A 25,837-nucleotide genomic window follows, 5' to 3' on the forward strand; every position below is an offset into this window, starting at 1 on the left:
CACAGTCGTCTCTCGGGGACTCCGAGACGAGGCTAGGGCTGGGTGCGAAACCGACAGAAAACGGGGAGCGTCGGAGAGTCGGCGTGCTTACGCGTCGTCGGTGGTGGCGTCACTCGACGCGTCGGCATCGGCGTCGGCGGTCTCGTCGCCGGCCGCGTCGTCCTCGGCCTCGGAGATGTGCGCCTGCGCGATGGCGGCGTCGAGGTCGACGCCCTGTTCCTCCGCGATGGCTTCGAGAATCGCCCGCTGTTCGGCGTTCTCGGCTTCGAGCCGGTCGACGCGCGACTTCGTCTCGTTGACCGTCTCGCGGACCTCGACGACCTGCTCGCGCAGTTCGTTGAGCTTCTTGTACACGTCTTCGGCCATCTCTGCGACCTTCTGGAGCTTCTTCGCGGTGCCTCCGAGTGCCATGTGTCGCCTCTCGGACTCGGGGCTTGTACGACTTCCGGTGCGGTGTCGCGAGAAAACCGGCCACGAACACCGAGAGCGGGTGGAGACACCGGGTCTCAGCCGAGTTCGTTCGGGTCCACCCGGTCGACGACGACCCGGAGGCCGACGAGCGCGACGACGCCGACGAAGACGAGCCCCGCGACGGCGGCTCTCGCGCCGACGCCTGCGGTCCCGAGCGCCAGTCGCGCGGCCGTGTTCGCGGGGTTCAGCGGCAGCAACGACGTGCCCGCGAAGACGAGGAGCACGCCGATGGAGTACAGGAGCTGTGCGACCCGGCGGTCGGGCGACGTAATCGCCACCGCCGCGCCGAGGGTGACGACGACGGCCGAGAGCCCGGCGACCATGCCGAACAGCCACGGCACGCTCTCGATGGCCGTCCCGTTCAGGTGGAGGAGCAGCATCCACGCGACGGCCTGCACCGGAGCCAGTCCGCCGGCCGCGAGGAGCTTCCCGTCCACGACGGCCGCGAAGCTCACGGGCGCGACTCGGAGGAGTTCGAGCGTCCCGCGGGCGACCTCCTCCGTGAGCGAGTCGACCACCAGCGACCCCGAGATGAACACGGGCAGGAACAACAACAGCGGGACGAGCACGGTGTAGGTGAAGCCGAAGTACGGGCTCGACTCCGCCGCCGGCGGGAGGGAAAGCGGGTCCGTTTCGAGGAACGCGCGCCGTTCCGCGCGCTCGGTGCGCTCCAGTTCGCGGAGCGCGTCGCGGAGGCGGGTGACGACCGCCGTCGTCTCCACGCCCGTGTCGGGCGCGACCGCCGCGACCCGTATCCTGCCGTCCTCTCCCGCGGACGCCTCTAAGACGGCATCGACCTCCCGCTCGTGGAACGCCGTCATCGCGGCCGACGTGGAGGCGTACGGTCGCCCGCTGAGCCCGTCTTCGGTCCCGACGGCGCGAAGCAGGTCCTCGACGGCCTCCTCGTCGCCCGCGACGGCCACGTCCACCTGATAGCTCGCCGCGCCGGGGTCGTACAGCGAGACGAGGCCGACGACGAGGAACGACGAGAACGCCGCGACGAACAGCTGGATAGCCAGCGCCAGCACGATGGTTTTTTCCTTACGGAGACTGCCGAGTTCGCGCCGGGCGATGGCGAGTCGCGGGCTACCCAAGGGCGTTCACCACCTGAAGGTTGTAGCCGAGGTGAATGGCGATTGCACCCACGAGCGCGACGCCGTAGGCCGAGCGCCCCCGACTCGCCCCGAAGGCGGTCACGCTGGCGGTCACCGCGTGGAGCACGAGCGGCGCGAGGAACAGCCCGAGGACGACGAGGGCGCTCACGCCGGTGCCGCCGGCGATGCCGACGCCGGAGGGCGCGAAGGCGGTCTGGCCGAGCGTGAGCGACTGCAACCCGGCGAGTTGAGCGATGGCGGTGAACTTCTCGCCGACGAAGAAGCCGAGGCCGGAGAGCCCGCCGAGGACGAGCGACGACCGGAGCGTCCGCGAAAAGCGCGCCTTCTCGAAGGCGGCGAGGACGTGGAGGCTCTTTGCCAACTCCTCGATGACCGCGACCGCGACGAGCACCATCGGGACGGTCAGGTCCACCGGGAGGACGAACAGCACGGCGATGGCCAGCAGTTCCGCGATGAAGACGAACGGAATCGACAGCGCCGACAGGGTCGCAACCGAGCGCGCCCGCGAGATGCGACTGTCGAGCGCGTCGAGGAACTTCAGCGGGACCGGTCGCTGGGTGAACATGTCCTCCTCGCGGTAGACGCCGACGCCGAGGAGGAACAACACGGCCGCGGCGAGGAGAATCGGCCCGACGGAAAACAGGAACTCGCCGAGCGGAATCGACTCGCCCGCGAGGTCGCGCACGACGAGCGTCAGCGGCGAGATGAGCGCGATGGGCGTGACGTTCGTGAAGATGGCCGGGACGAACGTGTACGTCGTCAGGAACACCGACACCGTCACCGTGACGAACGTGAGTTCCTTGAACGAGCGGGCGAACATCGCGCCGACGAACGTCGACGCGAGGAACAGGAGGCCGACGGGGACGACCGCGGCCACCGAGACGACGCCGCCGCCGACCGCCGCCGCGATGGCGACGGTTATCGCGACCGTCCCGAGCAGGTACGGGAGCGTCTTGCCGGCGACGATGTCGCCCGGCGAGATGGGCGCGACGAGGAGCAGTTCGCCGCGGCGGTTGATGCGCTCGTTGAGGACGCTCGACCCGTAGGCCTGAATCACGAAGTTCATCGGCACGAGGAAGGCGAAGGCGAGGACGAGCGAGGCGAACGGGAACGGCGGGCTGATGCTCGCCGGCGACCCGCTGGTGTCGCCGCCGAAGAGGCCCGCCATCCCGCCGAGCGACGGGGCGTCGACGCTGCCGTCGTCGGCCGCCGCGGCGTCGGACGCGTCCGGGCCGCCGCCGGCTGTCCCGCCCGCACCGTCACCGGCACCGGACGCGCCGCTCCCGGCTCCGGTTCCGGCGTCGGCTCCGCCGCCGTCACCGGTTCCGGCTCCACCACCACCCCCGCCCGCGCCGCCGTCGACGCGGCTTCCGGCCGGGACGAGCGCGTCGCGCTCGCGGTACTGGAGGTCCACGACGACCGGGAACGCGGCCGACCGGTTCTCCTCGCGGGCCATCTGTCGTTCGTTGTACGACCGGACCGCGTCGCGGAACGCGGCGTAGGCGGCCCGGCCGGTCTGCGTGTCGACGACCGAGACGTGCGTCTCGCTGACGACGAGTTCGACGTTCGGGTCCGAGACGGGCCGCGGGTCGAGCGTGGATGACTGGTCGACGGCGTCGTAGTAGGGGCTGTCGCCGGCGATGCCGACGCGGTAGAGGTCGCGGTCGAGCGCGACCCCGCCGCCCGCCGCCCCGGCCGCGATGCCGCCGGCGACGAGGACGGCGACGAGACCGATGACGGCGGTCCGGCGGTCGAGCGTCCCCGCCGAGCGCGACACCTCCCAGCGGGCGATGCGGAGGATAGTCCGGGCGTGCGCGACGAGTCGGGTTCGGAGGTCGGTCACGACTGCCCGCGACCTCCGGCGACGCGCTGTTCGCGCTCGTCGTCGGCGTACTCGCGCTCGCCGTCAGCGGCCCGCCCGCGGCCGCCCTCGGCTTCGCTCGTCGTCGGTGCCTCGCGGGCGAGGCGGAGGAAGATGTCCTCCAGCGACGCCTCGTCGGTTCGGATGTCGGCGACGCGGCCGCCGGCGGCCTCGGCGCGCTCGCGGAGCGACTCGACGGCCGACATCTCGTCGACGACGGCGACGTGGCGCTCCTCACCGTCGATTTCGTCGTCGGCGGGCAGGGTCTCCGCGAGCGGGACGGTCGTGAACACGCGGTAGGTCGTCTCGCCGTGTTCCGCGCGAATCTCGGGGACCGTCCCGCGGGCGATGATTTCCCCGCGGTTCATGATGACCACGCGGTCGCAGATGGACTCGACGTGAAAGAGGTTGTGCGCGCTGAAGACGACGGTCTTGTCCTCGTCGCGGAGTTCGCGGACGAACTCCAAGACGACGTTCGTCGTCAGCGGGTCGAGGCCGCTGGCCGGTTCGTCGTAGATGAGCAGGTCGGGGTCGTTGACGAGCGACCGGGCGATGGCGACCTTGCGCTTCATCCCCTTCGACATGTCCCCGAGTCGGCGGTCGCGGTATTCGAGGTCGAGGCGGTCGAGCACCGCGCCGGTGCGCTCGTCGGCCACGTCGCGGGGCACGTCGTAGAGGTCGGCGAAGAATCGGAGATACGACCGCGCGGTCATGTCCTCGTACAGCGGCGACTCCTCGGGGAGAAAGCCGAGTTTGCGCCGCATCGCCGGCTCCTCGGGGTCGTATCCGAGCACCGACGCCGACCCGCCGGTCGGTTCGACGAGTCCGGCGAGCATCTTCAGCGTCGTCGTCTTCCCCGCGCCGTTGGGGCCGACGATGCCGAACACCTCGCCCGACTCGACCGAGAAGTCGCTTCCCACGACGGCGGGGAAGTCGCCGTAGGTCTTCCGGAGGTTCTCGACCGTAATCATTGAGAGAGTTTCACGCGGGACGGCATAAAAAGCGTTCGCGCAGGGTTTCAGGATTGATAGCCTTCCCCTTCGCGGGGCAACAGTTTCGCCGCCCCGCGGCCGGGAGTGAACGAATGCCCGCGCCGCCGAGAACCGACGCTCGTCGACTTAGTCGTACTCGTAGAAGCCCTTGCCCGTCTTCTTGCCGAGGTCGCCCGCCGCGACCTTGCGCTTGAGCAGGTACGCCGGTTTGTAGCGGTCTCCGAGCTCCTCGAACAGCGTCTCGGAGGCGTCCAGACAGATGTCGAGGCCGATGTGGTCCGCGAGGGTGAGCGGCCCCATCGGGACGTTCGTGCCGAGAGTCATGCCGCGGTCGATGTCCTCCTTGGAGGCGACGCCCTCGTCGTAGGCGCGGATGCCCTCGTTGAGCCACGGCATGAGGATGCGGTTGGTGACGAAGCCGGGCTTGTCGTCGGACTCCCACGTCTCCTTGCCGAGGGCCTCCGAAAAGTCGTGGGCGAACGCGACGACGTCGTCGTCGGTCTTCTCGCCGCGGACGACCTCGACGCCCTTCATAATCGGCACGGGGTTCATGAAGTGGAGGCCGACGACGAGTTCGGGGCGCTCGGTCGCGGCCGCGATGGTGGTGATGGAGAGCGTGCTGGTGTTCGTCGCCAGCACGACGCCCTCGGGGACGATGTCGTCGAGGTCGGCAAAGATGTCGCGTTTCACGTCCATGTTCTCGACGGCCGCCTCGACCACGAGGTCGCAGTCCCCGAGGTCCGCGAGCTCGGTCGTCCCCGCGACGCGCGCCTTCGCGGCGTCGGCCTCGTCCGCGGTCAGTTTCTCCTTCGAAACGAACCGCGAGAGGCTGTCGTCGATGGCCGACAGGCCGCGCTCGACGTACTCGGGTTCGAGGTCGCGCATGACCACGTCGTAGCCGGCCATCGCGGCCACCTGCGCGATGCCGTTGCCCATCGTTCCCGCGCCGACGACGCCCACCGTGTCGATATCTTCGGTATCGTACATATCGGGGTCTGCGCGAGGGAGGGTGGTAAAACTTGCCGATGCGTTCGGAATAGTGACAGACTCGTGACTGTCACGGGAAGACTCAAGTCGGGGGCAAGAATGGGGATATGCAACGGTGACTGGGGTGAACGACGCCGGCAGATACGACGAAGACGACGCGGGCGGGGACGGAGGGGAAGCCGTCTCGGACGCGCGCCCGAGCGACGCCGAGGGCGCAAACCGGGGGAACGGGCCGGACGAGGGGCCGAAAAACCCTGCTGAGGCGCTGACCCACCTGCTCAGACCGCGGGGCGACCGCGCGAGCGACGGCGTCCCGACCGAGTTAGAGGCCTTGAAATACGTCGGCCCGGCGACCGCCGACTGTCTCGCCGAGGCGAACATCGACGCGGCCGCTATCGTCGACGGCGAGGTGTGTTACCGGGACCTCGTCGCCGCCGGGACGAACCCCGGCGTCGCGGCGAAGATTCGGCGCTGGCACTCGCTTTCGTGGTCGTTCAACTCCGGCGACGACCTCGACCGCCGCTCCTCGCAGGTCCGCGGACTGGGCGACGACGAGCGCGCGTGGGTCGCCGCGAGTTCGGGCGACTGGGACGCGAGTGACGATGCCGACAGCGACGACAGCGACGGCGACAGAAACAGCAACACCGGCGACAGAAACAGCAACACCGGCGATTGGACCCCGGACGGCCGGGGCGAGGCGACGGAGACGAGCGGCCCGGCGCGAGACGGAGACTGGACTCCGTCGGAGTCGGGGACGACTACGAGACCGGAGAGCGAAGCGGACGCCCCCTCGGAGCCCACGGAGTCGGGCGATTGGACGCCGACCGGGCGGGGGGCGACCGACGCGTCGACCGACGGTTCGGGAGACGCGCTCGCGGCCGAAGAAGCGTGGCGCGAGCGGTCGAAGCCCGAACCGCTCACGACGCTCGCCGGGGTCGACGAGGCCGACGCCGAACTGCTCGCCGAGGCGGGCGTCCGCTCGGTCAGGCGACTCGCCACCGCCGACCCGGAACACGTCGCCGACGCCCTCCAAATCGACCCGACCGTCGTCAGCGCGTGGAAGGGGCAGGCGCGCGACGCCATGGAGTAAACCGCCGGTTCTGACTGCCGCCCGAATTTTTACTATCTGAGTAGTAATTTCTATTCGGACCGTGTTTTTCCGTAATATTTTGTTACGGCCCTCATAACGGCTGAATTCAGCAATATCTCCTAAACCACTCTAGACGCAGTTTTTATATAGGTAGTTACACCATTTTGAATCAGATGATGCCCGGTTCCGACACGGCCGTCGACTCCCCGCAGACGGTATCTCCCACCCCGACGACGCTCGGGGTCAGCGCTCGACTCGCCGACGACTCGCCGACGACCCGCCGACGCCCGGAGGGATGGGCCTGATGGCGACGACCGACGTCAACACCGCCGACACCGCCCGCGACGTGCGGACCATCGACGGCGTGGTCGACATCATCGCGAGCACCGCGCCCGAGATTCGAACCGGCCTCCCCGGTCGCCGCGTCACCGCCGAAGACGAGAACCCGAGCGGCGAGACGCAGATGGCCGCCGACGTGTTCGCCGACGACCTCCTCTGCGAGCGCATCGGCGCGCTCGACGGCGTCGGCGAGTACGCCAGCGAGGAGCGCCCCGAGTCCGTGGACGTGGGCACCGGCCGGCTGTCGGTCGCTGTCGACCCGCTCGACGGCTCGTCGAACCTGAAGCCGAACAACACGATGGGGACCATCTTCGCGGTGTACGATGGCCCGCTACCGGCCCACGGGCGCGACCTCGTCGCCGCCGGCTACGTCCTCTACGGCCCCGTCATGACGATGATTGTCGCCCGCAACGGCACCGTCGACGAGTACGTCATCCACGACGACGCGAGCCACGAACTCGTCCGCGAGGACGTTTCGCTCCCCGACGAGGGGTCGGTGTACGGCTTCGGCGGCCGCGTCCCCGACTGGACCGACGACTTCGAGGCGTTCGCCCGCGAGGTCGAACAGGACGCCTCGCGCAAGCTCCGCTACGGCGGCTCGATGATCGGCGACGTGAACCAGATTCTCACCTACGGCGGCATCTTCGCGTATCCGGCGCTGGAGTCCGCGCCCGAGGGCAAACTCCGCGTCCAGTTCGAGGGCTACCCCATCGGCTACGTCATCGAGACGGCCGGCGGCGCGACCTCCGACGGCACGAAGTCGCTCCTCGACGTGGACAAGGACGAACTCCACGCGCGGACCCCGATGTACGTCGGCAACACCGAACTCGTGGCGAAACTCGAAGCCGCGCTGGACTGAGCGAACCGAACCGACCGGGCACCTCGTTTTCTCCGAACTCCGCAGTCGATAGCGACCGGTCTCCAAACGGACGACGGCCGGACTGCCGCCGCCCCCGTTCGACCGACCGGCAAATCGTGCATGGAAAACCATTTTGAATACGGTGGTGCATCACCGAGTATGAAGGTCAGAATCGGTGACGGCGCGACCGGCGACGAGGCCGAGGCCATCGCCAACGCGCTGGCGCGACACCTCGGGACGGACGTGAACGTCTTCGTCGGCGACGGCGAGGAGGCCGTCGCGGACGCCGAACCACCCGCGGACACCTTCCCGCTGGACGACGACATGGGTCCCACCGAGCGCGAGGAGCAACTCCGCGAGGAAATCGCGGACATCCTCGGCGGCGGCCCCGAGAAGTACAAACAGCGCCTGCCGGAGTCGGGAAAGCTGTTCGTCCGCGACCGTCTCGAACTCTGGTTCCCCGACGGGCTGGCGTTCGAAGACGGCAAGTTCGCCAACTTCGACTCGTGGCACGAGAACTCTCCCGAGGTCGACGAGGCGGACCCGAACACTCGCCTGCCGGGCGACGGCCTCCTCACGGGAGCCGCCGAGTTCGAGGGCCGCGACCTCCACGTCATGGCCAACGACTTCACCGTCAAGGCCGGGTCGATGGCCCGCCGCGGCGTCGAGAAGTTCCTCCGCATGCAGCAGCGCGCCCTCAAGACCGGCAAGCCGGTGCTCTACCTGATGGACTCCTCGGGCGGCCGCATCGACCAGCAGACCGGCTTCTTCGCCAACCGCGAGGGCATCGGGAAATATTACTACAACCACTCGATGCTCTCGGGGTACGTCCCGCAGATTTGCGTCCTCTACGGGCCGTGTATCGCCGGCGCGGCCTACACGCCCGTCTTCGCCGACTTCACGGTCATGGTCGAGGGGATGTCCGCGATGGCCATCGCCTCGCCGCGCATGGTGAAGATGGTCACCGGCGAGGAGATTTCCATGCAGGACCTCGGCGGCGCGCGGGTGCACGCCGAGGAGTCCGGGAGCGCCGACCTCGTCGCCCGCGACGAGGCGCACGCCCGCGAACTCGTCTCTCAGCTCATCACCTACCTCCCCGACAAGGCCGGCGAGAAGCCGCCGCGCGCCGAGTCGAAACCGCCGCGGTACTCCCCCGACGGCATCGACGAACTCATCCCCGAGTCACCGAACCGCCCCTACGACGCCCACGACCTCATCGAGCGCGTCGTCGACGCCGAATCGGTGTTCGAACTGAAGCCCGACTACGGGAAGGAAATCGTCACCGCGTTCGCCCGCATCGACGGTCGGCCGGTCGGCATCGTCGCCAACCAGCCCACCGAGCGGTCGGGAGCCATCTTCCCCGACGCCGCCGAGAAGGCCGCGGAGTTCATCTGGACCTGCGACGCCTACGAGATTCCGCTCCTCTACCTCTGTGACACGCCCGGCTTCATGGCCGGGTCGCAGGTCGAAAAGGACGCCATCCTGGAGAAGGGCAAGAAGTTCATCTACGCCACGTCGTCGGCGACGGTGCCCAAGCAGACCGTCATCGTGCGGAAGGCCTACGGCGCGGGCATCTACGCCATGGGCGGCCCGGCCTACGACCCCGAGAGCGTCATCGCGCTCCCCTCGGGCGAAATCGGTATCATGGGCCCCGAAGCCGCCATCAACGCGGTGTACGCGAACAAGCTCGCCGACGTCGACGACCCCGAAGAACGGGCGCGGATGGAAGACGAACTCCGCGAGGAGTACCGCGAGGACATCGACGCCCACCGGATGGCGAGCGAGGTCGTCATCGACGAAATCGTCCCGCCGTCGACCCTCCGCGACGAGCTTGCGGCCCGCTTCGAGTTCTACGCCGACGTGGAGAAGTCGCTCCCCGACAAGAAGCACGGGACCGTCATCTGAGCCGAGTCGGGGGTTAATGCTCCGTTTTTCCGGCGGGTAATCTCACGGTAACTGACCTAAGCGGTTCGTACTGAGGACGGCGGGGGTGGTACGGACCCCATCGTCGGCCGACTCCCGCCCGTTCCGCCCATCGCGTCGTCACGTCTCGCCGCGACATCGGGAATCGTCGCTTGCCGATAGCCCGCCATGAGCCACGAACTTCCCCTTCCCGAGACGCCCCGCGCGGCACTCGCACACGCGGTGAGCGACGAGCACGTCCTCTGGACCGTGACGATGCTGGCGTTCGTCCTCGACGTGCTGACGACGCTCTACGGCCTCGGCCGGGGGCTGGCCGAGCTCAACCCCGTCGTTCTCGCGCTCATCCCCGTGTTCGGGCCGGTGGGCGCGCTCATCTCGTTGAAACTCGTCGTCCTCGCGGTCGCGGTCGTCGCGTGGCGCGTCCTCCCGAGTCGCTACCGCGGGGCGATTCCCATCGGCGTGGCCGTCCCGTGGGGCGTCGCCGGGCTGATGAACACGCAACTCATCCTCGTTACGGTGTTCGGGTAGGCCGCCGGAGCGAGTCGATAAGCACGGCCCACGCGAGCCCCGCCAGTCCGATGTCGCGGGCGAGCACGTCACCAAACAGGCCGCCTTCGACGACGAACACGACCGCGAGGTAGAGACACGTCGTCGACAGCGAGACGGCAGCGACGGCGCTCGCGGGGGCGGTGTAGCGGTCCGCGACGATGGCCGCGCCGAAGCCGACTTCGAGAACGCCGTTTGCGAGCACGAACGTCACCGGCGAGACGACGAAAAGCGGCGCGAGCCACGGGACGACGTACGCCGACCACGAAAGCGGGTCCAGAAGCTTGTGGACGCCCGCGGCGAACACCATCGCGCCGAGGCCGACCCGAGCGACGGTCGTGGGTTCGGGGGCGCGGGCGGCGACCGCGGCGGCCCGGTCAGCGACCGACGCGGTCCGCGCGGAGAGGCCGTCGAAATCCATGTCCGGCCTAGCGACGCCGGGGAGAAAACGGTGCGGGTGGGCGCGGAGACGCGGGGCGACGCGCCGTGGCACAACCCGACCCAGCTCAGGCGTCGTCAGCGTCGGCGGCGAACTCGCGTTTCAGCGACAGCGCCGTCCGCTCGAACTCGCAGACGAGGTCGTCGTCCTGGTTGAACACCTCGACTTTCATCGTCACCACGCCGCGCTCGCCGTCGGAGGTCTCGCGCTTGTCGAGGACGGTCGTCTGCGCCCGGAGCGTGTCGCCGTGGAACACCGGGTTCGGGTGGGACACGTCGTCGTAGCCGAGGTTCGCCACGATGGTCCCGTCGGTCGTGTCGGGAATCGAGAGCCCGACCGCGAGGCTCATCGTGTAGAGGCCGTTGACCAGTCGCTCCCCGAACTGCGAGTCGCCCGCGAACTCGGCGTCGAGGTGGAGCGGTTGCTGGTTCATCGTCATGTCGCAGAAGCGCTGGTTGTCCGACTCCGAGACGGTGCGGCGTTTTTCGTGTTCGATGGTCCGGCCGACCTCGAACTCCTCGTAGTACAGACCGGTCATGGTGAATCGTGTGATAGACCGTGATAAAATCGTGCCGGTCGACCGCCTCGTGTGACAACTATTGCCCCGAACGAAACTAGATAACAACCATTATAATTATCCACAATAGAGGATTGCGAAAGCGCCCGATGACGGCCGATTCGGTCGGCCGTTCGGTCGGTGATTCGGCCGTCACTGCGGGCGCGGGACGGCGCGTCTGTCCCTCGGCTCAGCCGGCGCTCGGCCGGCACGACCAATCATGGCATCCGCAGCACCATCCACCGCGACGGACGACGAACCGACCGAAGAGACAGCCCTCGAGACGGCCCGCCGACAGCTCGAACGCGCGGCGGCGCACCTCGACGTCGACCCCGGCGTCATCGAGCGGCTCCGACACCCGAATCAGGTCCACCGCGTCTCGGTCCCCCTCGAACGCGACGACGGTTCGACCGCGGTCTACACCGGCTACCGCGCCCAACACGACAGCGTCCGCGGCCCCTACAAGGGCGGCCTCCGGTTCCATCCCGACGTGACCGAAGCCGAGTGCATCGGCCTTTCGATGTGGATGACGTGGAAGTGCGCCGTGATGGACCTCCCGTTCGGCGGCGGCAAAGGCGGCGTCGTCGTCGACCCCAAGGACCTCTCGACCGACGAGAAAGAGCGGCTCACCCGCCGGTTCGCAGAGGAGCTTCGCCCCTTCATCGGTCCAACGAAAGACATCCCCGCGCCCGACATGGGAACCGACGCCCAGACGATGGCGTGGTTCATGGACGCCTACTCGATGCAGGAAGGCGAGACGAAGGCGGGCGTCGTGACGGGCAAACCGCCGGTCGTCGGCGGGAGCGAGGGCCGCGACACCGCGCCCGGACGCTCCGTCGCCATCATCGCCCGCGAGGCCATCGACTACCTCGGCTGGGACATCGAAGACACCACCGTCGCGGTACAGGGGTTCGGCTCGGTCGGCGCGCCCGCCGCGCGACTCCTCGACGACGAGGGCGCGACGGTCGTCGCCGTCTCCGACGTGAACGGGGCCATCTACGACCCCGACGGCCTCGACACGCACGACGTGCCGACCCACGAGGAGGAGCCGGAAGCCGTCATGAAGTACGACGCGCCGCGGAAGCTCTCGAACGAGGAACTGCTCGAACTCGACGTGGACGTGCTCATCCCGGCCGCCGTCGGCAACGTCCTGACCGCCGAGAACGCCGACGACGTGCGGGCTGACCTCGTCGTCGAGGGCGCGAACGGCCCGACCACGTCGGCCGCGGACGAGGTCTTCGAGACGCGCGAGATTCCCGTCGTCCCCGACATCCTCGCCAACGCCGGCGGCGTCACCGTCTCGTACTTCGAGTGGTTGCAGGACCTCAACCACCGCTCGTGGTCGCTCGAACGCGTCCACGACGAACTGGAGACCGAGATGCTCCGCGCGTGGACCGCCGTCCGCGAGCGCGTCGAGGAACACGACGTGACGTGGCGCGACGCCGCCTACATGGTCGCGCTCGAACGCGTCTCCGAGGCCCACGAACACCGCGGTCTCTGGCCCTGAGCCGGGCCGGCGACGAGTCGATATTTCACCGTCCACCTCGATACACACTCTATGCCCCGACGCAGCGTTCTGTTCTCCCCCGGCGACCGACCCGAGCTACTGCGGAAAGCCCCCGGCGCGGGCGCGGACGTGCTCGTCTTCGACCTCGAAGACGCCGTCTCGCCCGACAGGAAAGCCGAGGCTCGGGAGGCGGTCGCTTCGGTCCTCTCGGACCCCGAGTTCGACCCCGACGCCGAGGTCGCGGTCCGCGTCAACCCCGGCGAAGCCGGCCGCGACGACATCGCCGCCGTCTGCGCCGCCCACCCGCCAGATTCGCTCGTCGTCCCGAAGGCGACGAGCGCCGACGACGTGACGAGCGTCGCCGGCGCGGCTCGCGAGGTCGGCGCGGACTGCCCCGTCATCGCCATCGTCGAGAGCGCGGCGGGCGTCCTCGCCGCCCCCGAGGTCGCGGCCGCGCCCGACGCCGCCGCGGTCGTCTTCGGCGCGGAGGACTTCGCCGCCGACGTGGGCGCGACCCGGTCCGAGGAGGGCACCGAGGTGCTGTACGCCCGCGAGCGCGTCGTCGTCGCGGCCGCGGCCGCCGGCGTCGACGCCATCGACACGCTCCACGTCGACTATCGGGACGAGGCGGGGCTCCGCGAGGACGCCGCGTTCGGCCGGCGACTCGGCTACGACGGGAAACTCGCCATCCACCCCGCGCAGGTGCCCGTCATCAACGAGGCGTTCTCCCCCGACGACGAGGACGTGGCGTGGGCGAAAAAGGTGCTCCGCGCCCGCGACGAGGCCGCGAGGGAGGGTCGGGGCGTCTTCGGCGTCGACGGCGAGATGATAGACGCCCCGCTCGTCAAACAGGCCGAGAACATCCTCGACCGCGCCGGCGAGTCGTACTGAGCGCACCCGGACCGACGCGCCGGCGCGAGACCGGCCCGGCCCGATGCCGACTCGGCCGGACGCCCGACGACTGTCACCTTTTAGCAATGGGTGTGTGTCTCAATACTGTGGTATGCTACAATCCCCGCTACGCTTAACCGGATGCCCGGACCGTATTAGGGCATGGCACAAGAGGCGAATCCCTTCGAGAGTCTGCAGGAGCAAATCGACGACGCGGCCGCCTACCTCGACGTGCGCGACGACGTTATCGAGCGGCTGAAGAACCCCGAGCGGGTCCTCGAAACGAACCTCGCCGTCGAGATGGACGACGGCGACGTGGAGCTGTTTCGCGCCTACCGCTCGCAGTTCAACGGCGACCGCGGCCCGTACAAAGGCGGGATTCGCTACCACCCGAACGTCAGCCGAGACGAGGTGAAGGCGCTTTCGGGCTGGATGGTGTACAAGTGCGCCGTCGTCGACATCCCCTACGGCGGCGGCAAGGGCGGTATCGTCATCGACCCCAAGGCGTACTCCGAATCCGAACTCGAACGCATCACCCGGTCGTTCGCCAAGGAGCTTCGCCCCCTCATCGGCGAGAGCCGCGACATCCCCGCGCCCGACGTGAACACCGGCCAGCGCGAGATGAACTGGATTAAGGACACCTACGAGACCCTCGAAAACACCACCGCGCCGGGGGTCATCACCGGCAAGGCGCTCTCGAACGGCGGGAGCGAGGGCCGCGTCGAGGCGACGGGCCGCTCGACGATGCTCACCGCCCGCGAGGCGTTCGACTACCTCGGCCGCGACATCGAGGGCGCGACCGTCGCCGTCCAGGGCTACGGGAACGCCGGCTCCATCGCCGCGAGGCTCGTCGAGGACCTCGGCGCGTCGGTCGTCGCCGTCTCCGACTCCTCCGGCGGCATCTACGACCCCGACGGCCTCGACACCCGCGCAGTCAAGGAGTTCAAAAACGAGACGGGCACCGTCTCGGACTACGAGGGCACGGAGGCCATCACCAACGAAGAGCTGCTCACCCTCGACGTGGACCTGCTCGTCCCCGCCGCGCTGGAGAACGCCATCGACGGCGAACTCGCCCACGACGTGAAGGCGGACGTCATCGTCGAGGCCGCCAACGGCCCGCTCACGCCCGACGCCGACGACGTGCTCACCGAGCGCGAGGTCCACGTCTTCCCCGACATCCTCGCCAACGCCGGCGGTGTCACCGTCTCGTACTTCGAGTGGGTCCAGAACCGCCAGCGGTTCTACTGGACCGAACAGCGCGTCAACGACGAACTGGAGCGCGTCATCGTCGACGCCTTCGAGGAACTCGTCGACGCCTACGAGACCCACGACCTGCCGAACTTCCGCACCGCGGCCTACGTCGTCGCCATCCGCCGCGTCGTGGACTCCTACGACTCAGCCGGCAACTGGCCGTAGCGTCGGAGCCGGTCGTCGCCTCGGCGGTTTCGTCGTGCCGTCTCAGCGGTTTCGTCGTGCCGTCTCGCGTTTCGCCCTGCCGCCTCGTCGCCTCGTTGTTCGACCGGTTCGCCCCGCTTCTGTGTCCGCCGCGACCGCCGGCGCGGTCGCAGACGCTGCCGATTCTATGCATGGTGGTGAATATCACTCGAAGCGTCCGATGCCGGGGGATTCAAGTCGGTGTAGGTCGCGTCATTCATCGATGCGTCAGGACCACCTCATCTCCGCGTCGCACCTCTCGCGGGAGGACATCGAGGCGGTGCTCGACCGCGCGGCCGACATCGACGCCGACCCGGCCGCGTTCCGGCAACGACACGCCGGAAAGGTTCTCGGGCTCTGTTTCTTCGAGCCGAGCACGCGAACTCGGATGAGCTTCGACTCCGCGATGAAACGCCTCGGCGGCCAGACCGTCGATATGGGACCGGTCGAGTCGTCGTCGGTCAAGAAGGGCGAGACGCTCGCCGACACCGTCCGCGTGGTCGAGGGCTACGCCGACGCGCTCGTGCTCCGCCACCCGAGCGAGGGCGCGGCCACGATGGCCGCCGAGTTCGTCGACGTGCCGCTCGTCAACGCGGGCGACGGCGCGGGCCAGCACCCGAGCCAGACCCTCCTCGACCTCTACACCATCCGGGAGAACGCCGGCCTCGACGACCTCACCATCGGCATCATGGGCGACCTGAAGTACGGCCGGACGGTCCACTCGCTGGCCGAGGCGCTGACGAACTTCGACGCCAGCCAGCACTTCATCAGCCCCGAGAGCCTGCGACTCCCCCGAAACGTCCGCTACGACCTCCACGCCTCGGGCGCGCAGGTCAGAGAACACACCGAACTCGACGAGGTGCTCCCCGAACTCGACGTGCTCTACGTGACGCGCATCCAGCGCGAGCGCTTCCCCGACGAAAACGAGTACCGCAAGGTCGCGGGACAGTACCAAATCGACTCGGAGACGCTGGACGCGGCGGCGGACGACCTCACTATCATGCACCCGCTCCCCCGCGTGGACGAGATTTCTCCGGACATCGACGACACCGACCACGCGACGTACTTCGAACAGGCTCACAACGGCATCCCGGTCCGGATGGCGCTTCTGGACATCCTCCTCTCCCAAGACCGATGACAGACGACCACCAACTCCGCGTCTCGAAGATTCGAAACGGCACCGTCATCGACCACGTCGCCGCGGGGCAGGCGCTCAACGTCCTCGCCATCCTCGGCATCGACGGCACCAGCGGAGAGGCGGTCTCGGTCGGGATGAACGTCCCCTCCGACCGCCTCGGCCGCAAGGACATCGTGAAGGTCGAGGGCCGCGAACTGAGCCAGTCCGAGGTGGACGTGCTGTCGCTCATCGCGCCCGCCGCGAGCATCAACATCGTCCGCGACTACGACGTGGTCGAGAAGAACCGGGTCGTCCGCCCCGACGCCGTCGCAAGCATCATCTCGTGTCCGAACAGAAACTGCATCTCGAACGCCGACGAGCCCATACAGTCCCGCTTTACGGTCCTCTCGGACGGCGTGCGCTGCGACTACTGCGAGACCATCGTCCGCGAGGACGAAGTCGCGGCCAACCTCGACGTGAACTGACCGCGTTAGGAGTCGTCCGACCCGCTTTTTCGCGCGGCGCTCGCCGGACAGCGGTGGTCCTCGCCCGCGAACTCGACGCCCGCGAACTCGAATCTCGCGCCGCCTGTCGACGCCGATCCGACGGAGACCGACCAGCCGTGGGCCTCCGCCAGCGACCGGACGATATCGAGGCCGAAGCCCGTCCCCTCGGCCGAGGTAGTGAAGCCGCGTTCGAACACCCGCGTGACGATGGCGGCGTCGATGCCGGTCCCGTCGTCTTCGACCGCGACCGTCCCGTCTGCCGGCGACGCGGTAACGCGGACGGCCAGCGGCGAGGTTCGGCCGTCCGCAGTCCCGTGTTCCACGGAATTCCGAAACAGGTTCTCGAACAGTCGCTGGAGCCGACCGGGGTCGGCGTGAATCGTCGCGGTCGACTCGACGACGAGCGCCGCGTCGCCCGTCTCGACCGTGTCCCACGCGCGTCGGGCGACCGCCTCGACGGCGACGGGCGTGAACTCGACGACCGCCGTTCCGCGGCGGGCCGCGGTCAGCACGTCGTTGACGATGTCGCTGATGCGGGTCAACGAGGTCGCGACCCGTTCGAGATGTTCGGAGTCGTTGGTCTCTCGTTCGAGGTCGAGAAAGCCGATTGCGACGGAAAGCGGGTTTCGTAGGTCGTGCGAGAGAACTCGCGCGAACTCGCCCAGTCGCTCGTTTTGCTGTGCGAGCTGTTCTTCGTGCTGTCGGTGGGTCGTAATATCGCGCCCGACGCCACAGAAGCCGACGACCTCGCCGTTCGGTTTCGTGAGCCGACGGCCGGTGAGTTGGAACAACAGCATGCCGTCGTCGGTCGGCAACCGCGCTTCGACGACCGTCGTCCCCGTTCGGATGGCCTCCTCGACGGCGCGTTTGACCGCCGGACGGTCGGCCTCGTGGAAGAACGCGTCGGCCGACATCCCGGCGAGGTCGGCGTCCGTTAGGCCGGTGAGCTCCGAGAGCCGCTCGTTCCACGAGACGAGGTGTCCCTCGCCGTCGTAGACGTAGAACACGTCGTCGAGCGCGTCGAGCGCGTCCTCGATGAACCAACTCGCGTCGGCCGGGGGGTCCCCATTGAGCGCGTCGATGGCGACCCGCGCCTTGCGGTGTTCGCAGGCGAGTCGCCGGACGCGCGACCCGAGTTCGTCGTCAGGAGATGCGCCCGCGGGGGTGTCGCTGTCGGTGTCGTCGGTGTCGTCGGTGTCGTCGGTGTCGTCGCTATCGTCGCTATCGTCACCGTCGGCGCGCGCCGCCCTCCGCAGGACCGCCGCACGGTCGAGGTAGGCGTCGATACCCAAATCGACCAGTTCCGTCACGGCGTGGTCGGCGTCGCCGGGCGCGAGGACGACCACCGGGAGGTCGTCGTCGGTCGCGCGAACCTCGCGGAGCAGCGAGACGCCGTCGCCGTCGGAGAATCCTGCGCCGAGGACGAGACAGTCGTACGCGTCGCCGTCGAGGGCGCGACGGCCGGCGTCGAGCGTCGCGGCTTCATCGACGACGGCCTCCGAGACCGCCCGCTGGACGGCGCGGGAAATCGCGCGGTCGCCGTCGGCGGAGAGGACGCGAATCGAGGAATCGGGTTGCATCGGGCGGAAGGGGACGAACTGAACGACCGACAGGATGGTCTCTGATACCATAACGTTTCTGTGACAATTATCACTTAATCAACGCAAGTAGGAAACGTGTATCCAGTTTCCCGTCGGCGTCCGCGAATGCCCCGGTGTCGTAATCACTTAGTGCGGTGCGGTCGAAGTCCTCGGTATGTCCAAGAAGGCCAAACTGGTCCTGGTACTGGCGCTCGTCGCGGTCCTCTACACCGTGTTCTCCGGCAGCGGAGAGACCGTCGAAGTCGAAATCGAAGAGTAACCGCTTTTCGGCGCTCGGTCGCCACCGACCGAGTCAGCCCCACTCCCGCCCGTCCAGCGGCCGCGCCGGAGCGGGCCCCACGCCCGAGAGCGAACGACTTACCCGACGCCCGCGCGAAGGCGAAGCCATGTACGGGGTCGTCACGCGCAACGAGGAGGAAGTCGACTGGCCGGAGTTCGACCGCGGGTTCTACGAGGTCAAAGACGTCACCGGCCGGGCGGCCGAACCGCTTTCGAACGCCGTCAACATGATTTCGTGTTTCGGTGACAACGCCGCCGCCAACGAGAACCCCGAGTTGGTCCCCGTCGACGGCGAGGGGAACCCGGCGACGCGCGACCGCACGTACTTCGACTGGGCGTACATCTGCCCGACGAACGAGAAGTACCGCGCCGGCCTGCTCGAAATCGTCGAAGACGCCGCCGCGGCCAACGGCGACGTGCGCCTCGACGACGTGGGCTTCCCGCGCGACGAGTACTGCCTCTGTGAGCGGTGTACCTCGCAGTTCGAGGCGTGGGCCGACGACCGCGGCCGCGACGCCGACGACGAAGAGGCGTGGTTCGAGTGGCGCGCCGAGGTCATCACCGACTTCGTCGCCGACGCCGCCGAGCGCGTCCCCGGCCGCCTGTATCTCACGCTGTATCCCGACCCCTATCCGGGCCACCTCTATCGCCGCGCCGGCCTCGACATCGAGGCGCTTTCGGCGCACGTCGACGAGTTCGTCGTCCCGCTGTACGACACCAACTACGGGACGACCTACTGGCTCGAAACCATCGCCCGCGGCTTCGTCTCGCTTCTGGAGCCGTACGACGCCGACTTCTCGCTCGAACTGTACGCCGTGAACGTTGACGTCGACGACCTCATCCACGCTATCGAGGTCGCAGACGAGTACGCGAAGGACGTGCTGTTCGGCTACGACGCGAGCAACGCCGCCGCGACGCTCCGCCGGATGACCGCCGACGGGTCGCGCGGGAAGACCTACCACCCCGACGACGCGACCCGCTGAGGGCGGGGCTCACCGGCGCGGCGACCGGGCGATCGGGCGATCGGGCGATTGGGCGGCCGCCTCCGAGCGATTTCAGAACGCGCCGGCGAGGTAGCCGATGACGACGATGCCGAGGAGGAAGACGAGCGTCGCGAACGCGAACAGCGCGAACATGAGTCGCCGCTGCCCGCTCGTCGGTTGTGCCATGGACGTTCTCCGGACTGCACCCACTTATGATAGTCGGCGCTCCGGTCGGTCCCGCTGGGGGGTCCACCCCCGTCTCAGTCGAAGTCTTCGATTGGGTCCGCGTTGCCGAAGTACGGGTCGGGACCGTCGCCGGGGGCCGCCCACTCGACGGCGTTGTCGAGGACGGTCCGAATCTCCGCCTGCTCGTAGATTGGGTAGGTCTCGTGGCCCGGCCGGAAGTAGAAGACGCGGCCCTTGCCGCGGGTGTAACAACAGCCCGAGCGGAACACTTCGCCGCCCTCGAACCACGACGTGAAGACGAGTTCGTCCGGCGCGGGGATGTCGAACCGCTCGCCGTACATCTCGGCGCGGGGGACCTCGAACGACTCGGGAAGCCCGTCTGCGATGGGGTGGCCCGGCTCGACGACCCAGACGCGCTCTTTCTCGCCCGACTCGCGCCACTTCAGCGAGCAGGTCGTCCCCATCAGGCGCTTGAACGGCTTGGAGTAGTGCCCCGAGTGGAGCACCAGCAGTCCCATCCCGTCGCGGACGCGGTCGACAACGCGGTCAACGATTGCGTCCTCGACCTCGTCGTGGGCCTTGTGGCCCCACCACGCCAGCACGTCGGTGTCGTCGAGGACCGACTCGGTGAGTCCGTGTTCGGGGTCGTCCAGCGTGGCCGTCTGCACGTCGTAGCCGGCCTCGCGGAGTCCTTCGGCAATCGTCGCGTGGATGCCGTCGGGGTAGACCGCGGCGACCTCGTCGTCTTCCTTCTCGTGTCGGTACTCGTTCCAGACGGTGACGGTGACCATACTCCCGGCGTCGCCGGGTGGCGACAAGTATGCACCGAACCCGAAGCCGGCCCGTGGCGGTCGCCCGACGGCCCGGCTACGTCCCCTCGAACTCCGGTTCCCGCCGACTCGTGAACGACGCCACGCCCTCGGCGTGGTCGTCGGTCTCGAATATGACTGCCTGCGCCGACGCCTCGTGTTCGATGGCCGCCTCGATGGAGTCGTCGGGGCGGCGGAGCAGGCGCTTGGAGGCGGTGAGCGCCTTCGTCGGGCCGCCGGCGATGCGCTCCGCGAGGGCGGCGAGTTCGGCCTCGAACTCGTCTTCGTCCGCGACGCGGTTCACGACGCCGAGTTCCAGCGCCCGCTCGGGACCGAGTTCCTCACCGGTGTAGACGAGTTCCATGGCGACGTTGCGCCCGACGAGCCGGGGAAGGAGATACGACACGCCGGAGTCGACCGCGAGACCGACCCGGCGGAAACCGAAGCTGATGAAGGCGTCTTCGCGGAGGAGTTGGAGGTCGCAGGCGATGGCGAGCGCAGCGCCCGCGCCCACGGCCGGGCCGTCGATGGCCGCGACCGTCGGTAGGTCGCACTCGTAGACGCGGCGCACGCAGTCGGCGGTGTCGCGGACGACGTGGTCGACCGCCTCGGGGAGCGTCATCGCGTCGGCCTGGAGCTCACGCATGGCGTTCACGTCGCCGCCGGCGCAGAACGCGCCCGCCTCGTCGCTCCCGCGGACGACGACGCAACGCGCCGCGTCGGGGAGCGAGTCCAGCGCCTCGCGCACGCCCGCGGTCACCTCGACCGTCAGCGCGTTCCGAACCGCCGGGGCGTCCAGCGTCACCGTCGCCACGCCGTCGTCGAGCGAGAGCCGTACCGCGTCGGAGTCGAGTTCGACCTCGGTCATCTCCCGGTTCGACGTGCAGAATCGTGAAAAACGTTTGCCTCGTGGAGAGTTGATTGCCACTGCGCTCAGCGGAACAGCGCGTCCGCGTCGATTCCGAGGCCCGGACTCTCGGGGACGCGCATCCGGCCCTCGCGCACGGGAGCCGGGTCGGCCGCGAGGTCGGCGTCGAGGAGCGAGGCGGTCGCCAGCCCGTGGGCCCGGTCGCCGGGGAGCGACGCCGCGACGTGGAGCGCGCCGAGTCGGGCGACGACGGCGTCGATGGTGGTCGTGACGACGACCGCCACGCCGGCGTCGCGGGCGCGGGCGGCGAGGTCGCGGACGCGGTCCGGGCCGCCGAGCGCCATCGGCTTGCAGACGAGCACGTCCGCCGCGTTCGAGGCGATGGTCCGCTCCGGCGGGACCGCCGAAAGCGACTCGTCGAGCGCGATAGGCGTGTCGTGGAGTCGTCGGAGGACGGCGTGGCCGTCGAGTTCGTCGGCGGGAAGCGGCTGTTCGAGGTAATCGAGGTCGAGGCCCGACGCCTCGACCGCGTTCAGAAATCGGTCGGCGGTCCAGCGGTCCCACGCGGCGTTCGCGTCGGCCCGGAGCGCCACGCCGGGACCGACCGCCTCGCGGACCGCCCGCAGGCGCGCCACGTCGTCGGTCGGGTCGCGCGCGCCGACCTTCAGTTTGAGGCAGTCGTACCCCGATTCGACGGCGGTCTCGGCGGCTTCGACGGTCGCCTCGGGGTCGTCGTCGCCGAGGGTCGCGTTCACCGGAAGCGAGGTGTGTGGGTCGGTGGCTAGGGACGCGGCGAGCGGCCGGCCGGCGGCGCGAGCGCGGGCGTCAGCGACGGCGAGCGAGACGGCGTGTCTCGCGGCGGGCGCGTCCGCGAGCGCCCCGTCTTCGAGCGCCGATTTGGGGTCGCCCGCGGCAGCCCCCTCGGCATCGCCTTCCGTGAGACCGGCGAGCGCGTCGCGGCAGTCTTCGAGCGACTCGGTCCAGCCCGGAAGCGGCGTCGCCTCGCCGACGCCCGTCTCGCCCGTGACGTCGACCGCGACGAGGAACCCCTCGCGGCGCTCGATGTCGTCCGCGGCGGTCGAAAGCGGCGTTCGGAGGTCGACGGCGAACTCGCGGACGCGCATCGTCACGCGAGCACGAGGCCGACCGAAAAGAGGACGGCGTAGAGCGCGAGGAGTTTCCCCGTGTCTTCGAGCGCGGGGTTGAGCTTCTCGCCTTTCGTCTCGGTCACGACGGTCCGCGCGATTCGGGCCGCGACGGGCATCGAGAACACCGGCAGCAGGACGTACCAGTCGAAGCCGGCGCGGGTCCAGAGGTAGACGGGGACGGCGTAGGCGAGCGCGAGCATGGTGACGTACTCGGCGCGGGCGAAGCCGTAGCCGAACCGGACCGCGAGCGTCCGCTTGCCCGTGGTCGCGTCTTCCTCCTTGTCGCGGACGTTGTTCACGACGAGGATGTTCGTGGAGATGGCGGCGATGGGGAGGCTGGCGAGGACGGCGACGAGCGTGACGGTTCCCGCCGGAATCCCGACGGAAAGCGGGGCGGCGAGGACGCTCGCGGCCTGCACGTAGAACGTGCCGACGACGGCGACGAGGCCGAAGAAGACGAAGACGAACAGGTCGCCCAGACCGTGGTAGCCGAGGGGGTACGGGCCGCCGGTGTAGGCGATGCCCGAGGCGACAGAGAGCAGGCCGACGACGAGGATGGGCACGCCGCCGACGTAGACGAGATAGGTGCCGAGGAGGACGGCGGCGGCGAAGGTGAGATACATCGCCCGCTTGACCTCTGACGGAGGGATGAGCCCGCCCGCGGTGACGCGGGTGAAGCCCTCTCGGGCCTCGGTGTCAGCGCCCTGCACCGCGTCGTAGTAGTCGTTGGCGAAGTTGGTCCCGACTTGGATGAGAAGCGCGCCCACGAGCGCCGCGAAGGCGGGCAGCGGGGCGAACAGGTCGGCGTGGACGGCGACCGCGGTGCCGACGACGACCGGCGCGGCGGCCGCCGGAAGCGTCTGCGGCCGCGACGCCATCACCCACGCCCGCCTGCGAGAGATGTCCTGCGTGCTCATTGTCTGCATACGAGTGCCGGAGCAGTGAGTAAGTTCCTATCCGAAAGCGCGCGACGCCGAGGCGGTGGGTGGGAGAACACGGTGGCCCGGCGCGCGGCGCGACCCAGCGCGGCGCTCCCCGGCGTCAGCGACGACGTGGTCACCGCCGTCGGCCGACGGGGATGGAGGTTCCTCGCTACTCGGGACCGGCGTCGGACTCGGAATCAGAGGCGGGCCGGGCGTCGAAGCCGAGACGGGCGGCGAGTCGCTCGCGGCCCCGTTCGGCGCGCGCTTCGACCGCCTCCTCGGAGACGTACATCTCGCGTTGGCGCTCCACGTCGGCCTCGCGGAGTTCGCGGAGTCGCGCTTCGGAGAGGTCGCAGTCGTCGGGAACCCGGCTGTCGAACCGCTCGCGCCAGTCGTCGCGGGCGGCCGCGTCGCCCGCGAGTTCCGCTTCGGGGCGTATCCAGTCCCAGTGGCGCGCGAGGGCTTCGGGATACCCCCGTTCGAGGCGGTGGTCGGTGATGACCGACCGGCCGACTCGCGCGCCCTGTCCGGCCGACATGATGGCCTGAAGGTTGACCTCGCTCACCGGCGCGGCGACGTACAGCCCGTCGATTGCGGTCCGGCCCTCGATGTCGGCGTAGTCGCGGTCGAACTTCGTCCGCGTCTCGCCGTCGTGCTCGTAGGTGACGAACATCTCGTCGTCACCGAGCGGTTCGAGGAAGTCGCCGCCGTAGCGGGCCGCCGAAACGACCCGCCTCGCGGTGACGGTCTCGCCGCTCTGCGTCGTGACCGCGAAGCCGGGGCGGGTGGCGGCGGGGTCGTCGGCGTCCGGGTCGCCCCCGTCGCCACCGGCGGGTTCGACCGCCTCGACGAGCTCCGAAACGAGGTCGCAGCCGGCCGCCTCGGCGTGGTCGTGGATGAGTCCGTAGAACGTCTCGATGTCGACGCCGCCGGGGAAGCCGAGGTAGTTCTCCAGATACGCACAGCGCTGGAGCGACGACCGGCCGCGGTCGAAGACGACGGTGTCGAGGCCGTACCGGCCGGTGAAGACGCCCGCCGAGCAGCCCGTCGGCCCGCCGCCGACGATGGCCACGTCGTAGTCGAACGCCGCCGCTTGCGGCTCCGTCGCGGTCTCCGCCTCCTCGGAGCGCCCGGCGTCCGCCATCTCAGAACTCCCCGTTGACGATGTCCGCGACGCGCTGGCGGTCGAACAGTTCCGCGTCGCCCGTCACCTCACCGAACTCGTCGGGGAACAGCTGCTTCGCGGCGCGCTCGGTCAGGAACAGGTTGTGAATCGGGCCCTGATTGAGGTAGCCGCCGCGGTAGACTCGGCCGTTCTGGACGGCCGTCAGCTCGCCGCCGACGGGGTGGTCTTCCATGTACGCGAGGACGGTGTCGCGGAACTCCGCGGCCGTCTTGCGCTCGTGGCCGCGGATGAGAATCACGTCGGGGTCGACTTCGAGGAGGTTCTCGTAGTCGAGTTCGCCGCGGTTGGTCGTGCTGAGGTTCTCGATGTCGGTCCCGGTGAGCGCGTCGGTGACGCCGAGGTCGTTCCACTGCTTTTTGCTCGTGCCCTTGTCGTTGAGGCGGTACGGCGAGAACGTCTCGGGTTCGGTCGTCCCCTCGTAAGTGAGAAAGACGTTCGGGCGCTCGTCCGCCGGCGGCAGCCGCGACTGTATCTCCGCGATGAACTCGTCGTGGAGCGCCGCGAACGCCTCGTAGCGGTCCTCGCGCTGGAACACCTGCGCGACCTTCTCGAACGCCTCGTAGAGCGTGTAGTAGCGGTAGTCGTGCCAGCCGTCGGACCGGCGGAAGATGAGGTTGCCGACGAACGGGGCGACGTTCTCCGCGATTTCGTCCACGTCCTCCTGGTCCCAGTCGAACCAGTTGATGAGCATGTTCGGGTCGTAGAGGTGGACGTCGTTGTCGAGTTCGTAGAACTCCTCTTTCGTCCTGACCTCGGGGTACGCCTCGATTTGCTCGCGGTCGACGCTCACGCCGGGGAGTTCGTCGTAGACGTAGGTGTAGTACCGACCCGCGCCGCCGACGCCGGTCACCCCGTCGCCGACGCCGAGCGCGACGGCCATGTCCGCGTAGCCGCCGTCGTAGGCGGCCCACGACTCGGGAACCGAGTCGAACGTGACCTCGCCCATCGGCTCCATCGTCACCGAGTACGAGTCGGCCGCCTCGGCCGTGTCGGTCTCCGTCTCGGTGTCGGCCGCGGTGGTGGTCTCGGCGGCCGCCTCGGTCGTCGTCTCGGCCGCGGCGGTCGTCTCGTCGCTTCCCGACGAGTCCGACGCACAGCCGGCGAGCATCCCGGCCCCGAGCGCCGTGCCGCCGTACCGAATGTAACTGCGTCGCGTGAGTCCGTCGTTCCCGGTGGAGTTGTCGTCCATAGGATTTAGGCTACCCTAAACGCACAAGAGCG

At 68.9% G+C, this 25,837-nt stretch carries 25 protein-coding genes; 11 read left to right on the forward strand and 14 right to left on the reverse strand.

The genetic code is table 11. From position 1 onward, the window contains the following. Positions 1-87: 87 nt before the first annotated feature. The 5 genes from E4P24_RS07500 to E4P24_RS07520 form a co-directional block, all read right to left on the reverse strand. Positions 88-411, reverse strand: coding sequence for a DUF5798 family protein (locus E4P24_RS07500; RefSeq protein ID WP_004043495.1), 324 nt, complete (start codon positions 409-411; stop codon positions 88-90). Between the two features lie 95 nt (positions 412-506). After that, a complete protein-coding gene (locus E4P24_RS07505) occupies positions 507-1,565 on the reverse strand; it encodes an ABC transporter permease (RefSeq protein ID WP_004063391.1) in 1,059 nt (352 codons plus the stop codon). After that, on the reverse strand, positions 1,558-3,429 hold the full coding sequence (locus tag E4P24_RS07510; protein WP_188148310.1) for an ABC transporter permease: 1,872 nt from the start codon (positions 3,427-3,429) through the stop codon (positions 1,558-1,560). The genes E4P24_RS07505 and E4P24_RS07510 overlap by 8 nt, the downstream gene beginning before the upstream one ends. Then, positions 3,426-4,418: an ABC transporter ATP-binding protein gene (locus E4P24_RS07515; RefSeq protein ID WP_115802566.1), complete on the reverse strand. Its 993-nt coding sequence runs from the start codon at positions 4,416-4,418 to the stop codon at positions 3,426-3,428. The genes E4P24_RS07510 and E4P24_RS07515 overlap by 4 nt, the downstream gene beginning before the upstream one ends. Before the next feature lie 147 nt (positions 4,419-4,565). Next, positions 4,566-5,426 (reverse strand): 3-hydroxyacyl-CoA dehydrogenase family protein, encoded by an 861-nt coding sequence (locus E4P24_RS07520; protein ID WP_004063385.1) that lies wholly within the window; start codon positions 5,424-5,426, stop codon positions 4,566-4,568. A gap of 124 nt (positions 5,427-5,550) precedes the next feature. On the opposite strand from E4P24_RS07520, the gene E4P24_RS07525 reads away from it, so the two are divergent. The 5 genes from E4P24_RS07525 (at position 5,551) to E4P24_RS07540 (ending at position 10,165) form a co-directional block, all read left to right on the forward strand. Next, positions 5,551-6,516 carry a helix-hairpin-helix domain-containing protein gene (locus E4P24_RS07525; RefSeq protein WP_115802567.1) on the forward strand — a complete coding sequence of 322 codons (966 nt, stop codon included), beginning with the start codon at positions 5,551-5,553 and terminating at the stop codon, positions 6,514-6,516. A 176-nt stretch (positions 6,517-6,692) separates the two neighbouring features. Beyond that, positions 6,693-6,821, forward strand: coding sequence for a hypothetical protein (locus E4P24_RS19175; RefSeq protein WP_255505186.1), 129 nt, complete (start codon positions 6,693-6,695; stop codon positions 6,819-6,821). Next, the gene (locus tag E4P24_RS07530; RefSeq protein WP_115860775.1) at positions 6,821-7,714 is read left to right on the forward strand and encodes a class 1 fructose-bisphosphatase; all 894 of its coding nucleotides are present in this window, start codon (positions 6,821-6,823) and stop codon (positions 7,712-7,714) included. Before E4P24_RS19175 ends, E4P24_RS07530 begins: the two co-directional genes overlap by 1 nt. Before the next feature lie 159 nt (positions 7,715-7,873). After that, the gene (locus E4P24_RS07535) at positions 7,874-9,619 is read left to right on the forward strand and encodes an acyl-CoA carboxylase subunit beta (RefSeq protein ID WP_115859916.1); all 1,746 of its coding nucleotides are present in this window, start codon (positions 7,874-7,876) and stop codon (positions 9,617-9,619) included. A 186-nt stretch (positions 9,620-9,805) separates the two neighbouring features. Next, on the forward strand, positions 9,806-10,165 hold the full coding sequence (locus E4P24_RS07540; RefSeq protein WP_006600302.1) for a DUF5658 family protein: 360 nt from the start codon (positions 9,806-9,808) through the stop codon (positions 10,163-10,165). Here E4P24_RS07540 and E4P24_RS07545 read toward each other — a convergent pair. Both E4P24_RS07545 and E4P24_RS07550 read right to left on the reverse strand, forming a co-directional pair. Then, complete coding sequence (locus tag E4P24_RS07545) at positions 10,149-10,604, reverse strand: DoxX family membrane protein (protein WP_188148311.1); 456 nt, start codon at positions 10,602-10,604, stop codon at positions 10,149-10,151. The genes E4P24_RS07540 and E4P24_RS07545 overlap by 17 nt on opposite strands. Positions 10,605-10,689: 85 nt before the next feature. Next, on the reverse strand, positions 10,690-11,190 hold the full coding sequence (locus E4P24_RS07550; RefSeq protein WP_345776371.1) for a MaoC family dehydratase: 501 nt from the start codon (positions 11,188-11,190) through the stop codon (positions 10,690-10,692). A 208-nt stretch (positions 11,191-11,398) separates the two neighbouring features. Between E4P24_RS07550 and gdhB the strand changes: the two genes are divergently transcribed. From gdhB to pyrI, 5 genes are all read left to right on the forward strand, one after another. Beyond that, entirely contained in the window at positions 11,399-12,685 is a 1,287-nt protein-coding gene (gene gdhB, locus E4P24_RS07555) for a glutamate dehydrogenase GdhB (protein WP_006600300.1), read from the forward strand. A gap of 51 nt (positions 12,686-12,736) precedes the next feature. After that, a complete protein-coding gene (locus E4P24_RS07560; protein WP_188148312.1) occupies positions 12,737-13,576 on the forward strand; it encodes a CoA ester lyase in 840 nt (279 codons plus the stop codon). A 162-nt stretch (positions 13,577-13,738) separates the two neighbouring features. Beyond that, positions 13,739-14,992 carry a Glu/Leu/Phe/Val dehydrogenase gene (locus E4P24_RS07565; RefSeq protein WP_115802571.1) on the forward strand — a complete coding sequence of 418 codons (1,254 nt, stop codon included), beginning with the start codon at positions 13,739-13,741 and terminating at the stop codon, positions 14,990-14,992. Between the two features lie 241 nt (positions 14,993-15,233). After that, entirely contained in the window at positions 15,234-16,148 is a 915-nt protein-coding gene (gene pyrB / locus E4P24_RS07570; RefSeq protein WP_004043481.1) for an aspartate carbamoyltransferase, read from the forward strand. Beyond that, on the forward strand, positions 16,145-16,612 hold the full coding sequence (gene pyrI, locus E4P24_RS07575) for an aspartate carbamoyltransferase regulatory subunit (RefSeq protein ID WP_004043480.1): 468 nt from the start codon (positions 16,145-16,147) through the stop codon (positions 16,610-16,612). Before pyrB ends, pyrI begins: the two co-directional genes overlap by 4 nt. Before the next feature lie 5 nt (positions 16,613-16,617). Here the strand turns inward: pyrI and E4P24_RS07580 are convergent, their stop codons facing one another. Then, on the reverse strand, positions 16,618-18,213 hold the full coding sequence (locus E4P24_RS07580; RefSeq protein ID WP_188148665.1) for an ATP-binding protein: 1,596 nt from the start codon (positions 18,211-18,213) through the stop codon (positions 16,618-16,620). A gap of 407 nt (positions 18,214-18,620) precedes the next feature. On the opposite strand from E4P24_RS07580, the gene E4P24_RS07585 reads away from it, so the two are divergent. Continuing rightward, entirely contained in the window at positions 18,621-19,496 is an 876-nt protein-coding gene (locus E4P24_RS07585; protein WP_115802572.1) for a hypothetical protein, read from the forward strand. 260 nt (positions 19,497-19,756) lie between these two features. On the opposite strand, the gene E4P24_RS07590 is transcribed toward E4P24_RS07585, so the two are convergent. The 6 genes from E4P24_RS07590 to E4P24_RS07615 form a co-directional block, all read right to left on the reverse strand. Next, complete coding sequence (locus tag E4P24_RS07590; RefSeq protein ID WP_115802573.1) at positions 19,757-20,473, reverse strand: ThuA domain-containing protein; 717 nt, start codon at positions 20,471-20,473, stop codon at positions 19,757-19,759. Positions 20,474-20,549: 76 nt separating this feature from the next. After that, on the reverse strand, positions 20,550-21,359 hold the full coding sequence (locus tag E4P24_RS07595; protein ID WP_115802574.1) for an enoyl-CoA hydratase/isomerase family protein: 810 nt from the start codon (positions 21,357-21,359) through the stop codon (positions 20,550-20,552). A gap of 65 nt (positions 21,360-21,424) precedes the next feature. After that, positions 21,425-22,483 carry an o-succinylbenzoate synthase gene (menC, locus tag E4P24_RS07600; RefSeq protein ID WP_188148313.1) on the reverse strand — a complete coding sequence of 353 codons (1,059 nt, stop codon included), beginning with the start codon at positions 22,481-22,483 and terminating at the stop codon, positions 21,425-21,427. 2 nt (positions 22,484-22,485) lie between these two features. Then, positions 22,486-23,385, reverse strand: a complete 900-nt coding sequence (locus E4P24_RS07605; RefSeq protein ID WP_233506015.1) for a 1,4-dihydroxy-2-naphthoate polyprenyltransferase — start codon at positions 23,383-23,385, stop codon at positions 22,486-22,488. Between the two features lie 214 nt (positions 23,386-23,599). Continuing rightward, positions 23,600-24,574, reverse strand: a complete 975-nt coding sequence (locus E4P24_RS07610; RefSeq protein ID WP_115859907.1) for an NAD(P)/FAD-dependent oxidoreductase — start codon at positions 24,572-24,574, stop codon at positions 23,600-23,602. 1 nt (position 24,575) lies between these two features. Further along, positions 24,576-25,805 carry an ABC transporter substrate-binding protein gene (locus E4P24_RS07615; protein ID WP_006600295.1) on the reverse strand — a complete coding sequence of 410 codons (1,230 nt, stop codon included), beginning with the start codon at positions 25,803-25,805 and terminating at the stop codon, positions 24,576-24,578. Positions 25,806-25,837 lie beyond the last annotated feature (32 nt).

The organism is Haloferax sp. AS1 (assembly GCF_014530665.1).
GTDB classification, from domain to species: domain Archaea; phylum Halobacteriota; class Halobacteria; order Halobacteriales; family Haloferacaceae; genus Haloferax; species Haloferax volcanii.